Source organism: Nonomuraea sp. NPDC049655 (assembly GCF_044465465.1).
GTDB lineage: Bacteria > Actinomycetota > Actinomycetes > Streptosporangiales > Streptosporangiaceae > Nonomuraea.
In genome coordinates this window covers 41978-60426 of the sequence record NZ_JBITLS010000016.1, presented here as the reverse complement: position 1 = coordinate 60426, position 18449 = coordinate 41978, and the positions used below count along the sequence as shown (strand labels likewise).

Sequence of the window (18449 nt, the reverse complement as noted above, 5' to 3'; positions counted from 1 at the left end):
GCGCTCGGTTCCATCGTCGCCGCTCGGAGGCCCGCAGGCGGTGAATGATCGCGCCCAGCGAACGGGTTATGCCGTACGCGGAAAACCGCTGATCCCGCGCCAGGCGAGCCGCGCCATGAGCTGCTCGGCCGCGTCCTTGGGGATCGAGCCCTGCGCGGTGACCCAGTAGCGGGCGCTCACCTCGGCCATGCCGACCAGGCCGACGCCGAGCAGGTGGGCCTCGTCGCTGGTGCAGCCGGTGTCCTCCTGGATGACCGCGCTGACCATCTCGGCGCACTCCTGCAGGGACCGCTCCACCCGCTGGCGCACCGGCGCGACGTTGCGCAGGTCGGACTCGAAGACCAGCCGGAACGCCTCCCCCTGCGTGGAGACGAAGTCGAAGAACGCGCTGAACGTGGCCTGCACCCGCAGCTTGTTCTCGTGGGTGGAGGCCAGGGCCTCGCGGCAGCGGTTGACCATGTCGTCGACGTGCAGGTCGAGCAGCGCGAGGTAGAGCTCCAGCTTGCCGGGGAAGTGCTGGTAGAGCACCGGCTTGCTGACCCCGGCCCGATCGGCGATCTCGTCCATGGCGGCCGCGTGGTAGCCGTTCTCCACGAACACTTCCTGCGCGGCGCTCAGCAGTTGCCGGCGTCGGGCCAGTCGGGGCAGCCGGGTGCCCCGGGGCTTCGCGTCCGGGGTTGCGGTCACGCGGGTCTCCATTGGTCTCTCAGCGAACTGTGCCGACATCCTACGTGCGGGTAGCCGTCACCTCGGCGGTCATCGTCATACACGCTCGATCTGGCGGGCGGCCCGTGCTCAGCGGTAGTCGTCGTCGTCGTAGTCGACGACGCGGTCCTGGTCGGCCGCGTCGGCGGGGTCGGCGTCGAGCGGAAGCTCGCGGCGCTCCTGGGCGGTCTCCTGGCGGATCTCGCGATGCTGTTCGGCGGCGTCGGCCTCGGGCGTCTCCGGCGACAACTCCTCTTCCTCCTCCTCGTCGTAGACGTTCTCGTCCCCGCGGGTGTCCATCTCCGACATCTTCGGCCCCCCTCTTGGTGCGGACGGGTCCAGACTACGCCCGGCCGAAAAGGTCGCCGTGCTTCTCCACTCTGGCGAGTACGTCAGGGGCGGTGAACACCAGGTCATCGGCGTGTTCACAGTCCTCGACCTCCTTCCACAGCAGCGGCGTCGATACCGTCGGCCGCTCCCTGGCCCGCAGCGAGTACGGCGCCACGGTGGTCTTGGCCGGATTGTTCTGACTCCAGTCGATGAACACCTTGCCCGGCCTGGCCTTCTTGGCCATGACGCTGACGATCTCCTTCGGGTGCTCCTTCTCCAGGGCCTGGGCCAGCCTCTTGGCGTACGCGGAGGGCTCCTCGCGACAGTCCCAGTCGGCGTACAGCTGCATGCCCTTGTTGCCGCTGGTCTTGGGCCTGGCGTCGAGCCCCTCGCCCTTCAGCACCTCGCGCAGCGTGAGCGCCACCCGGCAGCACTCCACGATGGTCGCCGGCGCGCCCGGGTCCAGGTCGAACACGAGTGTGTCGGGCGGCAGCGCCGCGCCGTCGTCGTCCACCCGCCACTGGGGCACGTGCAGCTCCAGCGCGGCCAGGTTGGCGTAATAGGCGAGCGTCGGCAGGTCCTCGATGACGGCGAAGTCGATGCTCTCCCGGCCCTTGGTGCTGCCGGGGGCGGGCAGGTTGACCTTCCTGACCCAGTCGGGCGTGTGCTCGGGCGCGTTCTTCTCGAAGAAGAACTGGCCGGTGACGCCGTTGGGGTACCGCTTGACGGTCAGGGGCCGGCCGGCGAGGTGCGGCAGCAGGACGGGGGCCACGCGGCTGTAGTAGTCGATGACCTCGGCCTTGGTGAAGCCGATCTCCGGGTAGAGCACCTTGTCCAGGTTGCTCAGCGTCAGCTCGCGCCCGTCGACCCTGACCGGCACCTTCTTCACAGCGTCACCTCCGCGGGGAGCTTGTCGGCGCGCAGTCCGCGCCACACCGGATGTCTCAGCCGCAGCTCGTCGGTCCACATGGTGTAGCCCACCTCCCCGACGAGATCGGGCCTAACCCACCGATTTCTCCACGGGACCGCGTTCGTGAACGGGCTGCGCGGGATCTCCAGAGGTCGGAGCGCCTGGTGGAGGTCGTCCAGGATGGCGTCGGTGAACCCGGTTCCGACGTGGCCGACGTACGTCAGCCCTTCACCGGTGAAGACGCCCATGACGAGCGAGCCGATCCCGCCGGCTCTGCGGCCCTTGCCGGGTTTCCAGCCGCCGATCACGACGTCCCGCGTGCTGAGGTGCTTGACCTTGATCCACCACGGCGAGCGCACGCCCGGCCGGTAGGGGGAGTCGAGGCGCTTGGCCACCACGCCTTCCAGGCCCTGCTCCCGCGTGGCGGCGAGCAGGTCGGAGTCCCCGGGGAAGTACGGGGGCGCGCCGACGTCCAGCTCGTCGAGGAGCGCGCGGCGGTCGCGGTAGGCCAGGTCGAACAGCGGCCGTCCGTCCAGGCAGAGCAGGTCGAAGGGCATGTACGTGACGGGGTAGAGCTCCAGCACGGCCGGTTCCGGGTCGGTCAGGTGCATGCGGTGCTGGAGCCGGACGAAACTGGGCCTGCCGCGCCGGTCCAGTGCCACGACCTCGCCGTCGAGCACGGCGTTCTTGACCCCGAACCCCGAGATTTCGGGGTATCGCCGGGTGTACTCCACGCCGTGCCGTCCCGTCACCCTCAGGACGCCGTCGAGGTGCACGAGCGCGCGGATGCCGTCCCACTTGACCTCCAGGCCGTACCGGTCGCGATCGGAGGGTAGTTCCCCAGGTACGGCCAGCATTGGTTCAATCGGGTATGGCATTGGTTGCCCCATGACGGGTATGTGCCCATATGGTGAGCCCGCTACTGCTGAGGAGTGCCCATGCGCAGCATCTGGAAAGGTGCGATCTCCTTCGGGCTGGTCACCATCCCCGTGAAGCTCTACTCGGCGACCGAGCAGAAAGACGTCAGCTTCCACCAGGTCCACCGGGACGACGGCGGCAGGATCCGCTACAAGCGCGTGTGCACGGTCGACGGCGAGGAGGTCCCGTACGCGGACATCGCCAAAGGGTACGAACTGGCCACGGGCGAGATGGTGGTGCTCACCGACGAGGACTTCGAGGACCTGCCGCTGAGCACGTCGCGCAGGATCGACGTCCTGCAGTTCACCCCGGCCGCGCAGATCGACCCCATCTACTTCGCCAAGTCGTACTACCTGGAGCCCGACGCGCAGGGCGCGAAGCCGTACGTGCTGTTGCGTGACGCCCTGGAGAGCTCGGGACAGGTGGCCGTGGTCAAGGTGGCGCTGCGGCAGCGGGAGTCGCTGGCCACCCTGCGCGTACGGGACGGGGTGTTCGTCCTGGAGACCATGTTGTGGCCGGACGAGATCCGCGTCCCCGACTTCGAGTTCCTGGAGGAGGACATCGAGGTCCGGGCCCAGGAGCTCAAGATGGCCGAGTCGCTGATCACCACCATGGAGTCGGACTTCGACCCGAGCGAGTACCACGACACGTACCGCGAGGCGTTGCAGCAGGTGATCGAGGCGAAGGTGGCGGGCAAGGAAGTCGTCGCGGCGCCGGAGGAGGAAGAGGCGGGGCCGGCGGTGGACCTCATGGCCGCCCTGCGCGCCAGCGTCGAGGCCGCGAAACGGGAGCGGACCGGGGAACCGGCCAAACCGAAGAAGGCGGCGGGCGGCGGCAAGTCCGCCAAGGCGTCCAAGGGGGCGGAGGAGGCCGAAGAGGAGGCCAAGGAGGAGAAGGCCCCGCCGAAGCGCAAGGCCCGCAAGTCCGCCTGAGCCCCTTCCGCCACGGAGGTCCGTACGACGACGTCCCCAGGACGTGCGGACCGGACACCGAAGACCTGGTGCCCGCCGACCCGCGTGCCTGTCTCTCCGCTGGTCCGGCGACAGTACGCCCTGTAGCGCGATCGCGAACCGCCGGCGAGGGCCGGACCGCTTTTGCGGCGCCAGGAGTCGGAGAAAATCGTGTGCGGGCCGGTGAGGCCGTCCAGCGGGGCTCCGACGATCATCCCCGCGCTCAGGCCCCGGGCGGACGCCCTTCTGCTCGCGAGCTTTCTGAGGCGATATGGATCCCCATGGGGAAGTAGCGCACCACCACGGCTCCTGTGACGAACAGCATGGCCGGAAGGGGTGGGGGCGGCACTGAGGTGCGCACGGGGGGCGGCGAGGGCGACCGTTGCGGTGGCGGAAAGGGCGACAAGCCACCGATCCCGGTCCGAATGATCCCTTTGCGAGGCTTGGCCGCTTCCCGATCCAGGAGACCGACCAGGCCGCATACGACACCTGGCGGACCAACCAGGCGCACTGGCGTGCGGCGATCACCGCGCGGGAGCTGGCGAGCCGGTTGGTCGGGTGAGACGTCCAACGTCAGGTCCGCGCAGGACAACCGGGCGGAGCGGGGGGACTGGGCGAGTGGTGGCCGCGCGTCCGACCGGGCGGAGCAGGGGTTGGGCGAGTGGTGGCCGGGTGGCCGCGTCCGGGCGGGCGGGGGCCGGGCAGGTCGTGTTCATGGCGGTGGATGCCCTTTCCTGGGGGCGACGTGCCTCGGTGGCTGGACGTAGGCGCCTACGTGCGCGGGCCGCCGGACGGGCTCAGCGTCGCGTGGCAGGGGGGGGCGCTGCCTGTGCGGCCCGAGGGCGGCACAGAAGATGTGGCCCTCGCGGTGTGCCGGAGCGGCCGTCCGCGTTCCGGCTCACATAACGGCCATTAGCCATAAAGCGGACATTATCTTCAAATCGCACTAAGCCGCACCAATTGCCCAGGGTAAATCGGTCGATCACCGACACTTGATGCCGGCCGAGGGGTGATGCTCGGGGTTTCCGGGCCCGCCCATCCGTGTCGGACGCCCCGCCCAGCGATCATGATAGATTCGGACATATCATGGCATATCAGTCAATAAATGTTTAATGCAAGCAATAAGGCTGTTAATGCATAGCAAAAAGGCGGCGGTTCTGTGTTGCCATGCCCGCGTCCAGGAAATGACATTTCACGGATGGCTCATCACAGGTCGTCCAAGGGCAGTTCCCTGGCAACCGGGGAGCGTTGAGAACGGGGCAACCAATCCTTTAGGGGGAAACGCAATGCCCAAGCTCAAGAGTATTCTCGCAGGCCTCGCCGTCAGCACGGCCATGGGCGGCGGTGTCGTAGCGCTCGGTGCGGCGACCACCGCGACCAGCGCCGACGCCGCCACCAGCGCCGGTGTCGTCACGTCCACCAGCTTCCAGGCCGGCTGCTTCCGCAGGTCCCGGTGCGGTGGCTGGGGATGGGGCAACAACTGGGGCGGCTGGGGCGGCGGCTGGGGCTGGCGCCGTCACGGCAACCGCGTGGGCAAGGTGAAGGTCACCATCCACAACCGCAACTTCAACCGCAACCGGGTGACGGACAACGAAACCACGCGCCCGATGGTCCGCGACCACGACCGTGACCACGACCGCGACCGCGACTGGCGCTGACGGCGGACGGAACCGTCATCCTCATGAAGGCGGCGCCGCGCTGAATTCGACCACCGGGTACCGGGCTCGGACAATGGCCTGAATTACGGCCCGGCGCGCCGGAGGGTTCATTCTCTCCGCGCCTTCGGAAATTCTGGTGAGGGCTTCACCGGCATCGGCCGGGGAGCCCTCACTTGCGTTTGTGCGCGAGTCGCCATGCAAATCTGTGCCTACCGGCAAAAGAGGACAATTGCGGTTTGCTGGCTATTCATGGGGATATATCAAGGTCATGGATGGCAGGCATGGCAAGCCATACCGTCCACGTCGTTTCCTGGGAATCCGGAAGCGTCGAGAAACGGGGCATCCAAACCTTTAGGAGGAAACGCAATGCCCAAGCTCAAGAGTATTGTCGCAGGGCTCGCCATGAGCACGGCCCTGAGCGGCGGAGTGATCGCCCTCGGCGCGGCGACCACGACCACCAGCGCCGAAGCCGCCACCAACGTCACCACCGGGGCGACCACCACCACTCTGTCCGGCTGCTTCCGCCGCTCGTGGTGCGGCGGCGGCTGGGGCTGGCGCAACAACTGGCGTCGCCACCGGCTCCCCAGGATCAAAATCATCATCGTCAACCGGAACCGGAACCGCGACGCGATCGCGCATGACGTCCGCCAGCGGGTCCGCGCTGACGACGCCGATCGTGACTGGAGCTGACCGCAGGTTCTGAACCCGGAGCGCGAACCGTGATCGCGCGACCGAGTGCCCGCATCCCACCGGACTTTCGTTCTCGTCGAGAACGAGCTCCTGGCAGGGAATGCGGGCACTCACTCGTTTCACCTTCTTGTCCGTACGGTCTTGGCACCGGATGACGATCCCTGTGCGGCGCCGAGGGGCGGGCCGGCTCGGGAAGGACGCGGGACACGTCGAGTGCCCGCATCCGGGAGGCGAGCCTCGCTCTCCGTCGAGAGAGCGGGTCGGCCGGATGCGGGCACTCCTCTACGTCGGCGTGGTCTCAGTTCTCAGGTGGGCTCTCGCTGGGCGGGCCGTCCCCGGGTGAGACCGCCGCCTAGTCGTCGTGGTGCTCGCGCTCGTCGTGCCGCTGCACGTTGGTGTTGTTGTGGTTGCTGTTGTGGTTGGAGTTGTGGATGACGACGCGGACCCGGGGGGCGTTGTTACGCCGCCAGCCCCAGCCGCCGCCGCGACCCCAGCCCCAGCCGCCCCCGCGGCCCCAGCCCCAGCCGCCGCCGCAGCGGCGGTGGCAGCCGCCGCCCCAGCGGTTGCCCCAGCTGCGGCCCCAGCCGCCCCAGCCGCACCGGACCTCCCGGAAGCAGCCGGCGAGGGTGGCCGCGGTGGCCGAGCCGGTGACGCTGGCAGCGCTCGCGCCGGTGACGGTGGTCGCCGCGCCCGCGCTGACCACACCGCCGGTCAGCGCGGTGCCCATGGCGAGCCCTGCGATAACACTTTTGAGCTTGGGCATTGTGTTTCCCCCTAAAAGGATTGATTGCCCCGTACTCGCCGCTCCGCGTAATCCGAGCCTTCCGGATTTCTGTGGAGCGGCGTGGATGCCCGCTAGCGAACATCCATGCCAGGGATATATCCGACCGAATGCCCCACAAACGGACATTGTCCTCTCTTGTCCGACACTATGGAGCATCATGGTGCATAATCGGACATTTCGGACTATCAGGGCCGCGGGGTCCGGCATCAGGGGAGACGGGCCCGCATTCAAGGGAGAACGCAAGTGAGGGCCCCACCGGCAGAATGCCAGTGGAGCCCTCACCGGGAATTGCCGCGGTGACAGAGGAGAATGGATTCTCAGGCAGGACAGCAAGGTCCGGGTGCGGTCACTTCCTGAGAGCCCAGTACTCGCCGGTCGGATTCACTTCGCCGTGAAGAGCGACCATCCATGGATTACGGGCACCATTCCCGCGCGATCAGTCGTCGCGGTCGCCGCGCGCGCGACGGTCCTCGCGCAGCTCGTTGTTGGTCCTCGTCTCGGTGTTGTCGTTCGTGTTCTCGTTGAAGATCTTGACGCAGACGCCGCCGCCGCGGTGGTGCCGGCGCCAGCCGCCACCCCAGCCGCCGCCCCAGCCCCAGCCGCCGCCGCCCCAGCCGCCGCCCCAGCCGTGGCGGTTCCTGTTGCAGCGGTGGTGGCGACGGTGCCACCAGCCGTGACCGTCCCCATCGCCCCAGCTGAGGGTCGTCGGGCTGGTGACGTTGTTGGCGGTGCTGGCGTTGGCGGTGGTCGTCGCGCCCAGGCTGACCACGCCGCCGGTCAGCGCGGTGCTGACGGCCAGACCTGCGATAACACTTTTGAGCTTGGGCATTGCGTTTTCCCCCTAAAGGATTGGTTGCCCCGTTCTCGACGTTCCCGAGAGGCCGGGAACCAGGTCTTGAACGACTAGCTGATGAGCCATCCGTGAAATGTCATTTCCGAGACAGAGCTACAGCAAACAGGAGTGGCCCTATTTTGCTATGCATTAGCAATCTTATTGCTTGCATTACAGCTCTATCGAATGAAATGCCATGATATGTCCGATTATGCGCATATGACGGAGTGCCCATCACATCGGGTTCCGACAGCGTCGGCCGCGCTTTTCTCGTGAAATGACGGCACGGCCGTAAACGCCGGAAGGCGGCGGCCGCGCGTGTATTTACGGCGTGCAGAAAAATGCTCGCCGGCACACCTGTGCGCCAGGCATGAGAAATGCTGGACGATGCTGTCGTCGGGATCGTTCGGGAAATGCCGTTACGCTTCCCCGATGGATTTCCGGTGACCACGACTTCCCGATCGCTAACCAGGAGTGTCCGGTAGGTCGCGCACTGTATCCGTTCCTGATGCTTACCCGTCTCGAACCTGGTAAACGGGGACAGACAGCTTTTGCCGCACACTTAAGCCGCCAAGAGATCCATTAGACATCTATGAGCGGAAATTTCGGGCCTGCCCCATGTCCGCTCGCGGGCGCGACCCCCTGCGCGTCCCGTATGTCCAGTGCTGCTCTGATAGGTCAGCGAAAGCGGCGTCTGTACGGAATGCAGACCCCGCCTGAGCGCGCTGGTTATCGTGGAAGAGCGACAAGGAGGACGTATGACAGCGGTGGAGCCGGTCCCTCACTGGCCGGGACGCATGATCGGCCCGGTGCACGTGCGATCCACCCCCGACGGCGGCCCGGCCGAGCAGGCCGTGTTCGTCCACGGGCTGGCGGGCTCGGCCACCAACTGGACCGACCTCATGGACGAGCTCAAGGACACCGTCACCGGCCACGCCCTCGACCTGCCCGGCGCGGGCTTCTCCCCGGCGCCGCGGGACGGCGACTACACGGTGGCCGGCCACGCCGCGGCGGTGATCGGGCTGATGGAGCACACGGGCCCGGCCCACCTGTTCGGCAACTCGCTGGGCGGCGCGGTCGCGGTGCGGGTCGCCGCGGCCAGGCCCGACCTGGTCCGCTCGCTCACGCTCGTCTCGCCCGCCCTGCCCGACCTGCTCCCCAGGTACGGCCCGGTCCGCGTGGCCGCCGCCGCCGTGCCAAGGGTGGGCGAGTGGTTCGCCGGCAAGCTGCGCCTGCTCCCCGCCGAGCAGCGCATCAACGCCTCCTTCGCCATGGTTTGGGCGGACGTGAACGCCGTCCACCCGGTGCGCCTGGCCGACGCCGTGGAGGAGATGCGCCGGCGCGACGACGTCCCGTACGCGGGGGAGGCCATGATCGGCTCGGCGCGGGGCATCGTGGCCGAGTACTTCCGGCGGGGTGAGGACAACCTGTGGCGCCAGGCGGCCAAGGTGAAGGCCCCGACGCTCATCGTCCACGGCCGGCACGACCGCCTGGTGCGCCCGGCCATGGCGGCGAAGGCGGCCCGTACGTTCCGGCAGGTCAGGCTCGTGCTGCTGCCGACGGCGGGGCACGTGGCGATGATGGAGATGCCCCGCGTGGTGGCGGCGGAGGCACGCCGTCTGATCGGTGAGACGAGATTGGGGAATGCCCCACTCGCCGAGTAGGTTTCAGCTAGAGATGTGACCCCCTGAAACGGGAGCGTAGAACGTGTCGTTGCCACCGCTGGTCGAGCCGGCCACAGAGCTGACCGTAGACGAAGTGCGCCGCTACTCGCGCCACCTGATCATCCCCGATGTCGGGATGGCCGGGCAGAAGCGGCTGAAGAACGCCAAGGTGCTGTGCGTGGGCGCCGGCGGCCTGGGCTCGCCCGCCCTGATGTACCTGGCCGCGGCGGGCGTCGGCACCCTCGGCATCATCGACTTCGACGTCGTCGATGAGTCCAACCTGCAGCGCCAGATCATCCACGGCCAGTCCGACGTGGGCAGGCTGAAGGCGGAGAGCGCCGCGGCGTCTGTCCGCGAGATCAACCCGCTGGTCGAGGTCGTCGTCCACAACGCGACCCTGACCACCGAGAACGTCATGGAGATCTTCTCCGGCTACGACCTCATCGTCGACGGCACGGACAACTTCGCCACCCGCTACATGGTGAACGACGCCGCCGTGCTGCTCGGCAAGCCGTACGTCTGGGGCTCGATCTACCGCTTCGACGGCCAGGCCAGCGTGTTCTGGGCCGAGCACGGGCCCTGCTACCGCTGCCTCTACCCCGAGCCCCCGCCTCCCGGCATGGTGCCGTCGTGCGCCGAGGGCGGCGTGCTCGGCGTGCTGTGCGCGTCGATCGGCTCGATCCAGGTCAACGAGGCCATCAAGCTGCTGACGGGCATCGGCGACCCGCTCGTCGGCCGGCTGATGATCTACGACGCCCTGGAGATGAAGTACCGGGACGTCAAGGTCCGCAAGGACCCCGAGTGCGTGCTGTGCGGCAAGAACCCGACGGTCACCGAGCTGCTGGAGGACTACGAGGCGTTCTGCGGCGCGATCTCCGACGAGGCCGCGCAGGCCGCCAGCGGCTCCACGATCACCGCGCAGGAGCTCAAGTCCATGATGGACAAGGGCGACAACATCTACGTGGTCGACGTCCGCGAGATCAACGAGTACGAGATCGTCTCCATCCCGGGCGCCACGCTGATCCCCAAGGGCGAGTTCCTCAACGGCTCGGCCCTGGAGAAGCTGCCCCAGGACAAGCGCATCGTGCTCCACTGCAAGTCGGGCGCGCGCTCGGCCGAGGCCCTGGCGATCGTCAAGAACGCGGGCTTCGCCGACGCGGTGCACGTCGGTGGCGGGGTGCTGAGCTGGGTCAAGACGGTCGACCCCAGCCTGCCCAGCTACTGAGGCGTTTTCCGGGGAACCTCCCGCCGAGGCGCTTAAGGTCGGTGTCGTGAACCACGCCCGCCCCTGGCCCACCCTGGTGGTGTCCTCCGCGCTGACCCTGGTCTGCGCGGTGGCCGCCGGGGTGGCCGGGAGCGCGGCGGGCACCGAGCTGACCCGCGGCCCGAGCGCGTCCGAACTGCGTGCCGCCGCCACGCGCGAGGTCGCCGAACGCTGGCGTGCCTGGCCCGCCGGGCGCGTCTTCCCCGCTGCTCTGCCGTACGCGGCCGAGCAGGGCGGGCAGGAGCGGGCCGAGCGCATCGGCATCTCGCCGCACACCGGCTGCGGCGCCGAGTCCGTCGACGCGAAGGCGGTCAGGACGTTGCGCGAGGCGGGCTGCCGGGGCGTCCTGCGGGCCACCTACATCGACGCGCTGCGCGGGGTGCTCGTCACCGTGGGCGTGGTGGCGCTGCCCGACGAGTCACGCGCGGTCCGGGCCAGGAGCGCGTTCGCCGACAACGGCAAGCCCGTGCCGGGGCTGCGGCCGCTCAGCTTCACGGGCACGGTCGCCGAACGGTTCACCCCCTCGATGCGGCAGGCCGGGTCGGTGCGCCAGGCGGGGCCGTACGTCGTCCTGACCACGGCGGGCCAGGTGGACGGGCGGCCCGCGACCACGTCCGGCGAGTCACGTCCGGCGATCTTCGCCTTCGCCGCCGAGCTGTCCGAACGCGTGCTGCTCGACCTCAGCACGCCCCGCATGCCCGACTGCGCGGCCGAGGGATGGCGGTGCTGAGCCGGCGCGCCGCGAAGGCGCTGTCCGCCGCTCCCGCGGTCCTTCTCGCGGTTCTTCCCGCCGCCCTGCCCGCCCGCGCCCACGCCGACGACGACGTGCGCGGCGGCCAGCGGGCCGTGATCGAGACGCTCGACCTGCCCGCGGCCTGGCGCGTCACCAAGGGCTCGGGGGTCACGGTGGCCGTGCTCGACTCCGGGGTCGATCCGGCCCACCGCGACCTGGCCGGCTCGGTGACCGTGGGCCGGGACTTCACCGCGGGCGCGAACCCGCCGGGCGTCGCGCCGCCGCGGCTGCACGGCACGTACATGGCCTCCCTGATCGCCGGGCACGGCCACGGGCCGGGCGGAAGGAAGGGCGTCATCGGCGTCGCGCCCGAGGCGGGCGTCCTGTCGGTACGGGTCATCCTGGAGGACGAGGAGCCGGGGTTCAGGGAGTTCAACTCGGCCGAGCGCTTCGAGGACGTCGTGGCCAGGGGCATCCGCTACGCGGTCGACCAGGGCGCGGACGTCGTCAACATGTCGATCTCCAAGGAGCTCGCGACCCGGGAGGAACGGGCGGCCATCCGGTACGCCATCTCCAGGGGCGTCGTGCTGGTGGCCGCGGCCGGCAACGACGGCGACAGGAAGACCGCCGGCGACTTCGCGCCCTACTCCTACCCGGCGTCCTTCCCCGGCGTGGTGTCGGTGGGGGCGACCGACCGGCGGCTGCGCCGGGCCACGTTCTCCAACTGGAACTCCTCGGTGCTGGTGGCCGCGCCGGGCGTGGACATCATGGGCGCGGGGCCCGGCGACGAGTACTGGGTCGGCCGGGGCACCTCGCAGGCGACCGCGCTCGTCTCGGGGGTCGCCGCGCTCATCAAGGCAAAATATCCGCAGATGTCGCCGCCGCTGGTCGTCCAGGCGCTCGCCGACAGCGCCGACGACCGGCCGCCCGGCGGCTACGACACCGGCACCGGCTTCGGCGTCGTCAACGCCCGCAGGGCCCTGGCCGAGGCCGCCCGCCTGGCCACGCACACCGAGACCGCGACCGGCCCGCAGGCCCAGGACCCCGCCCGGCCCCTGGCAGGCGGCCCGGCCGGGCCCATCCTGGTCACCGCGAGGGACCACCGGCGCGTGACGATCTACGCGGCCGTCGCCGCGGGCGCCGCGGGCGGCGCGCTCGCGTCGCTGGCGGTCATCTTCTTCCTGGTCAGACGCGTACGACGCGACCACGGCGCACACGACGCATGATCCGCCTGCTAACGGGGACGAAATAGACACCGACCAACCGCGGGAACGAGGCCAGGGTGGTGAAGGCACGTAGGTCGACCTCAGGGCTACCGCGCGCCGGCGAGGCCACATCGGGACGCAGCAACCCGCTCGGGGCGTCGACCGGCCGCCGGGCCCGCGTGCGCGCCTGGCCGGCGGCCAACTCCCGTACGCGCACCGCGGCCAGGGAACGCGCCGAGCTGGCGGCCCTCCAGCAGGGCGTGCGCTTTCGGCGCATCTTCGTCGTGCTGGTCGGCGCGGTCGTGGCCGTGTCGGCCCTCGTGGTGCTGCTGGGCACGATCGGGCTGCTCAACGAGACGCGCTCGCGCCCGCTGACCCCGTCCGAGCAGAACCAGTACAAGCAGGAGGAGATCGCCCGGCGCTGGCAGGCGTGGCCGGCCACGGGCGTCTTCCCCGAGGAGGTCAGGTACCTCGGCCTCGACCGCGCCCAGCAGTACGCCAGGCGGGTCGGCATCGCCCCCGAGACCGACTGCGGCAAGGGCGTGGACGCCTCCGTCGCCGGGGTCCTCGACAGCCACGGGTGCGTCACGCTGCTGCGCGCCACGTACGTCGACCAGACCTCCACCTTCGTCATCACCGTCGGCGTGGCCGTGCTGAAGGACGAGGAGTCCAGGGTGTCGGCGGGCGAGCAACTGGGCCAGGACGACCGGGTGGGCGTGCTGCCCGTGGCCTTCCCCGGCACCGTGACCGAACGTTTCGGCACCGAGCAGCGCCAGCGCACCGGCTGGGTGGGCGCCGGGCCGTACATCGTCTTCTCCACCGCCGGGTACGCCGACGGGCGCACCAGGGCCGCCATCCCCCCGGAGGAGATCCTGCACAGCGAGCTCTGGCCGGCGGCCAAGTCGGTCGGCAACCAGATCGCCTACTTCCTGGCGGATCCTCCCAAGGTTCCGCCGTGCACCCAGGGGAACGTGTGCTGACCGCCGTACGGGCGCTCGCCGCCACGCTGCTCGTCCTCCTCGGGCCCACGGCCGCCCCGATCAGGGAGCAGCAGCAATGGGTGCTGGACGCGCTCAACGTCGAGCAGGCGTGGAACGTGACCAAGGGCGAGGGCGTCACGGTCGCCGTCGTGGACAGCGCGGTGGACGCCGGGATCAAGGAGCTGAAGGGCCGCGTCACGACCGGGCCCGACATGAGCTCGGGCACGGTGGCCCGCGAGGTGCAGCCAGGGAGGCACGGCACCGCCATGGCCGCGCTGATCGCCGGTTCCGGCGCAGGCGACGGGCTGATCGGCGTCGCGCCCGGCGCGCGCATCCTGTCGCTGCCCCTGGCCACCGACGACGAGCCGGCGTTCGACCTGCTGCCGCCCACGGACCTCCAGTCGCCCGAGAGCTCGCTGGCCCGCGCCCTGCGCTACGCCGCCAACCACGGCGCCCAGGTCGTCAGCATGTCGATCGGCTCCTACGGGCCGATCAGGTCCGAGCGGGAGGCGGTGTCGTACGCGCTGAGCAAGGGCGTGGTGCTGGTGGCCGCCGTCGGCAACGACGGCCAGACGCCCTACGCCAAGGAGAAGGGCACCTCGTTCTGGAGTTTCCCGGCCGGCTACTCGGGCGTGATCGGCGTCGGCGCGACCGACAAGCAGGGCAGGAAGGCCACGTTCAGCAGCGACAACCTGTCGGTCCTCGTCGGCGCGCCCGGCGTGCAGGTGCCCGTGGTCAAGCGGCCCAGCGGGTACGAGCTGTCCGACGGCACGAGCTCGGCCGCCGCGCTCGTGGCCGGCGTGGCCGCGCTGGTCAAGTCGCGCTTTCCCGGTCTGCCGCCCGAGCAGGTGGCCCAGGCGCTGGCCTCCAGCGCGCGGGGCCGTCCAGCCGCGGGCTACGACGACAACACCGGGTTCGGCGTGGTGGACGCCGGGGCCGCGCTCAACGCCGCTGAGCGCCTGACCGGTCAGCGGCGCAGCGTGACCGTGCCCGGAAAGGACCACTTCGGCCGGGGCGAGGACTCCCCGGTGCCGACCCGTCCGGGGGCTGATCCGTGGCGGTTGTGGCTGTACGGAGGGGGTGTGCTGGTCGCGCTGGTGACGTTCTGCGGGGCGATCATCGTGCTCAATCAGCGCAAGGAGTGATGAACCGGTCGTACTTCGCCCGCGTGGACGGTAAAGATCCGCTATGGTCGCGCGTCATGGGATACGAGCTGCGGGTGGTGCGCGAGTCGCCACTCGCCTTCGCGGAGCTCGCGAAGGCCATCGCGCCGGCCGGTTTCGAGCTGCGCGGATCTGAGGAGATCGTGGCCGGCCACGACGGCGGCCGGCACGCGGTGGCGCGCTGGCAGGGCCAGGTCGTGGGCGAGCCCGGCTCCGACTGGCAGGTGGCCCAGCTCCTGCGGCTGTCGGCCGCACTCGGCGCCCGCCTGGTGGGCGAGGACGGCGAGATCTACGCGCTGCGCGACGGCGTGATCGAGGTCCTGTCCGGCGGGACGGTGATGGAGATCGGCAAGTTCGACGAGATCATCGACGCGGGCCCGGCCGCATGGACCCCCTGAACCCCTTCGCCGAGCGGGTGCTCGACCTGGTCGAACGCATCCCGCCCGGCAAGGTCATGGCCTACGGCGACATCGCCGAATACCTCGGCGAGGGCGGCCCCCGCCAGGTGGGCAAGGTGATGTCCACCTTGGGCGGCGGCGTCCCGTGGTGGCGGGTCGTGCACGCCGACGGCAGCGGCGCCGCCCCCGACCACCTGCGACGATGCCTGGCCCACTGGCGCGAGGAGGGCACCCCGCTGCGCGGCGAACGGGTGGACATGAGGAAGGCGCGCTGGGACGGGCGTTCAGCCGATTTTCAGTAAGGGTCCTGACCTGCGGTTTCGCCGTTGAGGCGATTCTGTGACATGTGACTCCCATTACCATGGGCTGAACACTGACAGGCCCGAAAGGCGGTGCCTCCACGATGGCCACCGGCGTCACAGCCCAGCGCCACAGCGGCGACACGCTCGCCGACCGCCTCAAGGCTGTCCAGGATCTCTGCGATCGTGGCGAGCCTCTTGAGGCGGTCATGCGTGCCGTCGGGCCCGGCGGCCGCGACGCGGCGTTCGACACCGAGGTGCTCAGCGGGCCTCTGGGGTCGCGCATCGACCTCGCGGTCAAGCGCGGCCCGGCCCGGCGCCGCGAGCTGCTCACCCTGATCCGCCCCTACCTGGCCGGCGTGGCCGCGGAGGTCAAGCGCGACCTGCCCGTCGCCCGCCGGGTGATCTGTCACCTGATCGAGCACCGTCCCGACGACGAGCTGGTCGACGGCGAGACGCTGGTCAAGGTCGTCACCGCGGCGGCCGAGCCGTCCAAGCGCATCCGCAAGGGCCTGAGCTGGTACGCCGATCTGCCCTTCCGCGACGAGCTGCCGCCCGACCTCTACCGGCTGCGCCGCGCCGACATGGTGCCGGTGACCCACATCGACGACATCGTGTGGGTCGACGGCAGGCTGCGCGTCACCGGTTTCGCGTACCTGGCCGGGTTGTCGGTCCGCAGCCGCAGGTTCAACTGGGCGACCGTGGTGCTGCGCGGGCCGCGCTGGCTGCCGCCGATCCGCATGCGCACCAAGCGGGTGCTCGCCCCCGAGGCCACCCACGGCGCGCGCGAGCCCGGCTGCAACTACGACTGGTCCGGCTTCACCGCCGAGCTGAGCCCGTGGCCGCTGCGCTGGCGCGGGGCCGTGCGCGGCATGGTGCACGCCGTGCGGCGGCGGTTGCGCCACCGTCCGGGGGTGCCCGACGCGACGACCTGGCGGGCCGAGATCGTCTTCTGGAGCCGTGGCGCGCGGGCGACCGGCCTGCTGCGCGGCTCGGCCATCGGCAGGCCCGAGCGTCCGGCCGGTCTCAAGCTGAAGCCCGGCTGGTGGGTGCGTCCGGTCTGGACGTCCGACCGCGCGCTGCAGGTCGTGCTCCAGCCCAACAGGGCCGAGCTGACCGGCGTGTCCGTCCAGGACGAACGCCTCGAACTCAAGATCTTCCTGCCCGGCCGCAGCGTGACCAAGGGCCACGCCAGGCTGGGCGGCCACCGCATCGCCGCCGACTTCACGCCGTCCGGCGGCGGCACCGAGGTGCTGATCGGGCTCGCCGTGCCCGCGCTGCTCCAGGAGAAGGACGGCCGGCGGCTGTGGGTCGAGCCCAAGGGCGACCCGGCGGCCTCCGTCATGCTCGGCGACCTGGTCGAGACGCGCACTCCGGTGGGCGACCGGGAGATCACCGTGCTCGGCGACCGGCGCGACCGCGTCGTGGTCTCCGCCCACCGCATCCGCCCGGTGATCACCTCCGCCGTCTGGGAGGGCTCCACGCTGGTCCTGCGCGGCGACTACCCCGACGCGCCCGGCCCCCGGGTGCTGACGTTGCGCCACCGGTCGGGGCTGTCGTACTCGCTGCCCATGGAGCGGTCGGGCGACGACTTCTCCGTCCGGGTGACGCCCTCGTCCATGGACCGCTTCGGCGAGTCCGTGCCGCTGGCCTCCGGCACCTGGAACATGTCCTTCCGGCACCCGTCGGGCGAGATCGTGCCGTTCCGGATGGACCACGCCGCCCTGCCGGGGCTCGACGAGGAGCCGCGTACGGTCGACAGCCGTGCGTACCGGATGATCTCCACCCGGTTCGACGTGCCGGTGATCACGGTCGAGGAGGGGCGTCCCAACGACGAGCGGGGCGTGGCCGGCACCCACGTGCTGCGCCGCGTCTTCTACCCGGCCCAGCGCACCGAGCCGCTGCACGACGCGACCGTCTACGTCGTCAACGACGGCCGTCTCTACGCCGACAGCGTGCGCGCCATCTACGAGGAGCGGCTGCGCAGGGGCGACGACCGCGAGCACATCTGGATCGTCAAGGACGCCGCGTTCGTGCCGCCGGGCGGCGCGCGGGCGGTGCGGGCGGGCAGCCGCGAGCACCACGCCGCGCTGGCCCGCGCCGGCCACATCGTCACCAACTCGTTCCTGCCCGCCTGGTTCCGCGCCCGCGAGGACCAGGTCGTGCTCCAGACCTGGCACGGCACCCCGGCCAAGCGCATCGGCAACGACCAGCCGCACATGGCCCGCGACCCCCGTCCGCCGATCTGGTACCGGCAGGCGGCCGAGGTGCGCGGCTGGGACCTGCTGCTGTCGCAGTCGCCGTGGGCCACCACGGTGCTGCGCCGGGCCTTCGGCTACAAGGGCGAGATCCTGGAGAGCGGTCTGCCCAGGAACGACGTGCTCAACTCGCCCGAGCGCGAGGTCAGGGCCGCCGCCGTCCGCGAGCGGCTCGGGCTGGCCGAGGGCAAGCGGGTGGTGCTCTACGCGCCGACCTGGCGCGACTACGACCGCAAGAACGCCATGGTCAAGCTCGACCTGGCCAAGGCCCGCGAGGCCCTGGGCGCCGACCACGAGATCCTGGTACGCGCCCATCCGATGCAGGCCATGCCCGCCGTCCCCGACATCGCCCACGACGTCACGACTTATCCGGACATGGCGGATCTGCTGCTGGTCACCGACGTCCTCGTGACCGACTACTCCTCGGTCATGTTCGACTTCGCCGCCACCGGCCGGCCCATCGTCTTCTACGGCTACGACCTGGCGAAGTACTCCGCCAAGCGGGGGCTCTACCTCGACCTGGCCGAGCAGGCGCCCGGTCCGGTGCTGCCGACGTCGGCCGAGGTGATCGACGCGCTGCGCTCCATCGACGAGGTGGCCGCCGCGCACGCCGACCGCTACGAGGCCTTCCGGGCCACGTACGCGCCCAAGGACGACGGCAAGGCGACGGCCCGCGTGGTCGACCACCTGTTCTCCTGAGGGCGCGGC

General features: G+C 70.2%; 18 protein-coding genes. 12 read left to right on the top strand and 6 right to left on the bottom strand.

Going from position 1 to position 18449, the window contains the following annotated elements; translation table 11 throughout:
• Positions 1-66 precede the first annotated feature (66 nt).
• The 4 genes from ACIBQ6_RS41055 to ligD (ACIBQ6_RS41040) form a co-directional block, all read right to left on the bottom strand.
• Positions 67-687, bottom strand: coding sequence for a TetR/AcrR family transcriptional regulator (locus ACIBQ6_RS41055; protein WP_352319259.1), 621 nt, complete (start codon positions 685-687; stop codon positions 67-69).
• 108 nt (positions 688-795) lie between these two features.
• Positions 796-1005 carry a hypothetical protein gene (locus tag ACIBQ6_RS41050; protein ID WP_397218479.1) on the bottom strand — a complete coding sequence of 70 codons (210 nt, stop codon included), beginning with the start codon at positions 1003-1005 and terminating at the stop codon, positions 796-798.
• Positions 1006-1048: 43 nt separating this feature from the next.
• Positions 1049-1924 (bottom strand): non-homologous end-joining DNA ligase, encoded by an 876-nt coding sequence (ligD, locus tag ACIBQ6_RS41045; protein ID WP_397218478.1) that lies wholly within the window; start codon positions 1922-1924, stop codon positions 1049-1051.
• The gene (gene ligD, locus ACIBQ6_RS41040; RefSeq protein ID WP_387677356.1) at positions 1921-2802 is read right to left on the bottom strand and encodes a non-homologous end-joining DNA ligase; all 882 of its coding nucleotides are present in this window, start codon (positions 2800-2802) and stop codon (positions 1921-1923) included. The genes ligD (ACIBQ6_RS41045) and ligD (ACIBQ6_RS41040) overlap by 4 nt, the downstream gene beginning before the upstream one ends.
• A gap of 81 nt (positions 2803-2883) precedes the next feature.
• Here ligD (ACIBQ6_RS41040) and ACIBQ6_RS41035 point away from each other — a divergent pair, with 81 nt between their 5' ends.
• The 3 genes from ACIBQ6_RS41035 (at position 2884) to ACIBQ6_RS41025 (ending at position 6161) form a co-directional block, all read left to right on the top strand.
• A complete protein-coding gene (locus ACIBQ6_RS41035) occupies positions 2884-3795 on the top strand; it encodes a Ku protein (protein ID WP_397218477.1) in 912 nt (303 codons plus the stop codon).
• 1304 nt (positions 3796-5099) lie between these two features.
• Complete coding sequence (locus ACIBQ6_RS41030; RefSeq protein WP_397218476.1) at positions 5100-5471, top strand: hypothetical protein; 372 nt, start codon at positions 5100-5102, stop codon at positions 5469-5471.
• 366 nt (positions 5472-5837) lie between these two features.
• Positions 5838-6161 (top strand): hypothetical protein, encoded by a 324-nt coding sequence (locus ACIBQ6_RS41025; RefSeq protein ID WP_358294359.1) that lies wholly within the window; start codon positions 5838-5840, stop codon positions 6159-6161.
• A 352-nt stretch (positions 6162-6513) separates the two neighbouring features.
• Here the strand turns inward: ACIBQ6_RS41025 and ACIBQ6_RS41020 are convergent, their stop codons facing one another.
• The gene (locus ACIBQ6_RS41020) at positions 6514-6924 is read right to left on the bottom strand and encodes a hypothetical protein (protein ID WP_358294358.1); all 411 of its coding nucleotides are present in this window, start codon (positions 6922-6924) and stop codon (positions 6514-6516) included.
• A gap of 457 nt (positions 6925-7381) precedes the next feature.
• On the bottom strand, positions 7382-7774 hold the full coding sequence (locus tag ACIBQ6_RS41015; RefSeq protein ID WP_358294357.1) for a hypothetical protein: 393 nt from the start codon (positions 7772-7774) through the stop codon (positions 7382-7384).
• Between the two features lie 761 nt (positions 7775-8535).
• Between ACIBQ6_RS41015 and ACIBQ6_RS41010 the strand changes: the two genes are divergently transcribed.
• The 9 genes from ACIBQ6_RS41010 to ACIBQ6_RS40970 all read left to right on the top strand — a co-directional run bounded on the left by ACIBQ6_RS41010 (position 8536) and on the right by ACIBQ6_RS40970 (position 18440).
• The gene (locus ACIBQ6_RS41010; RefSeq protein ID WP_358294356.1) at positions 8536-9441 is read left to right on the top strand and encodes an alpha/beta hydrolase; all 906 of its coding nucleotides are present in this window, start codon (positions 8536-8538) and stop codon (positions 9439-9441) included.
• 43 nt (positions 9442-9484) lie between these two features.
• Positions 9485-10666 carry an adenylyltransferase/sulfurtransferase MoeZ gene (gene moeZ, locus ACIBQ6_RS41005; RefSeq protein WP_357987388.1) on the top strand — a complete coding sequence of 394 codons (1182 nt, stop codon included), beginning with the start codon at positions 9485-9487 and terminating at the stop codon, positions 10664-10666.
• Between the two features lie 46 nt (positions 10667-10712).
• Entirely contained in the window at positions 10713-11435 is a 723-nt protein-coding gene (locus ACIBQ6_RS41000) for a hypothetical protein (RefSeq protein ID WP_358294354.1), read from the top strand.
• A complete protein-coding gene (locus ACIBQ6_RS40995; protein WP_397218475.1) occupies positions 11429-12664 on the top strand; it encodes a S8 family serine peptidase in 1236 nt (411 codons plus the stop codon). Before ACIBQ6_RS41000 ends, ACIBQ6_RS40995 begins: the two co-directional genes overlap by 7 nt.
• A gap of 59 nt (positions 12665-12723) precedes the next feature.
• The gene (locus tag ACIBQ6_RS40990; RefSeq protein WP_358294352.1) at positions 12724-13623 is read left to right on the top strand and encodes a hypothetical protein; all 900 of its coding nucleotides are present in this window, start codon (positions 12724-12726) and stop codon (positions 13621-13623) included.
• A complete protein-coding gene (locus tag ACIBQ6_RS40985; protein ID WP_358294350.1) occupies positions 13599-14768 on the top strand; it encodes a S8 family serine peptidase in 1170 nt (389 codons plus the stop codon). The genes ACIBQ6_RS40990 and ACIBQ6_RS40985 overlap by 25 nt, the downstream gene beginning before the upstream one ends.
• A gap of 56 nt (positions 14769-14824) precedes the next feature.
• Positions 14825-15184 carry a hypothetical protein gene (locus ACIBQ6_RS40980; protein WP_358294348.1) on the top strand — a complete coding sequence of 120 codons (360 nt, stop codon included), beginning with the start codon at positions 14825-14827 and terminating at the stop codon, positions 15182-15184.
• Positions 15172-15486 carry an MGMT family protein gene (locus tag ACIBQ6_RS40975; RefSeq protein ID WP_352352833.1) on the top strand — a complete coding sequence of 105 codons (315 nt, stop codon included), beginning with the start codon at positions 15172-15174 and terminating at the stop codon, positions 15484-15486. The genes ACIBQ6_RS40980 and ACIBQ6_RS40975 overlap by 13 nt, the downstream gene beginning before the upstream one ends.
• A gap of 101 nt (positions 15487-15587) precedes the next feature.
• Entirely contained in the window at positions 15588-18440 is a 2853-nt protein-coding gene (locus tag ACIBQ6_RS40970) for a CDP-glycerol glycerophosphotransferase family protein (protein WP_397218474.1), read from the top strand.
• Positions 18441-18449 lie beyond the last annotated feature (9 nt).

Bases quoted from the DNA above. Each gene is read 5' to 3' on its own strand.
- ACIBQ6_RS40980 (WP_358294348.1), top strand. From the start codon at position 14,825: ATGGGATACGAGCTGCGGGTGGTGCGCGAGTCGCCACTCGCCTTCGCG.
- ACIBQ6_RS41025 (WP_358294359.1), top strand. From the start codon at position 5,838: ATGCCCAAGCTCAAGAGTATTGTCGCAGGGCTCGCCATGAGCACGGCC.
- ACIBQ6_RS41015 (WP_358294357.1), bottom strand. From the start codon at position 7,774: ATGCCCAAGCTCAAAAGTGTTATCGCAGGTCTGGCCGTCAGCACCGCG.
- ligD (WP_387677356.1), bottom strand. From the start codon at position 2,802: ATGCTGGCCGTACCTGGGGAACTACCCTCCGATCGCGACCGGTACGGC.
- ACIBQ6_RS41010 (WP_358294356.1), top strand. From the start codon at position 8,536: ATGACAGCGGTGGAGCCGGTCCCTCACTGGCCGGGACGCATGATCGGC.
- ACIBQ6_RS40970 (WP_397218474.1), top strand. From the start codon at position 15,588: ATGGCCACCGGCGTCACAGCCCAGCGCCACAGCGGCGACACGCTCGCC.
- ACIBQ6_RS41050 (WP_397218479.1), bottom strand. From the start codon at position 1,005: ATGGACACCCGCGGGGACGAGAACGTCTACGACGAGGAGGAGGAAGAG.
- ACIBQ6_RS41030 (WP_397218476.1), top strand. From the start codon at position 5,100: ATGCCCAAGCTCAAGAGTATTCTCGCAGGCCTCGCCGTCAGCACGGCC.
- ACIBQ6_RS41035 (WP_397218477.1), top strand. From the start codon at position 2,884: ATGCGCAGCATCTGGAAAGGTGCGATCTCCTTCGGGCTGGTCACCATC.
- ACIBQ6_RS41020 (WP_358294358.1), bottom strand. From the start codon at position 6,924: ATGCCCAAGCTCAAAAGTGTTATCGCAGGGCTCGCCATGGGCACCGCG.
- ACIBQ6_RS40975 (WP_352352833.1), top strand. From the start codon at position 15,172: ATGGACCCCCTGAACCCCTTCGCCGAGCGGGTGCTCGACCTGGTCGAA.